The organism is Mesorhizobium sp. BHbdii (assembly GCF_053848045.1).
The window spans coordinates 1-413 of the sequence record NZ_JBSPKX010000278.1 but is presented as its reverse complement, the minus strand read 5'-3'; the positions used below and the strand labels follow the sequence as shown (position 1 = coordinate 413).

The window sequence follows — 413 nt, the reverse complement described above, 5'->3', positions numbered from 1 at the left end:
AGCCGGGCAAAGCATCTGCACGCCGTCGCCAACGCCATCGAGGCCGCCGACTTCACCCGCTGCGCCGAGCTGATGGTACGCGAGATGGGCAAGCCCTATCCGGAAGCCATCGGCGAGATCGCCAATTGCGCGCCGATCTTCCGCTATTATGCGGAGATGGCGCGCGATGACGCTGGCAAGATCGCCGGCACGACGCAGGCCGGTTCGTTCCAGTACGCGCGCTACGAGCCGTACGGCGTCTCGGTCCACATCATGCCCTACAACTTCCCGATCCTGCTGATGTGCTGGACCGTCGCGGCATCGCTTGCCGCGGGCAATGCCTGCATCGTCAAGCCTGCCGAGGCGACAACCCTGTCGACACTGGACTATATGGCCGTGTTCCGATCGCTGCCGGAAGGCATGGTCTCTTGCCT

The 413-nt window shown here is 64.2% G+C and carries 1 protein-coding gene; it reads left to right on the top strand.

Annotated elements, in window-relative coordinates; translation table 11 throughout:
* Positions 1-413, top strand: a 413-nt coding sequence (locus ACWTU8_RS33030) for an aldehyde dehydrogenase family protein (protein WP_455851403.1), incomplete at both ends; no start/stop codon positions are given.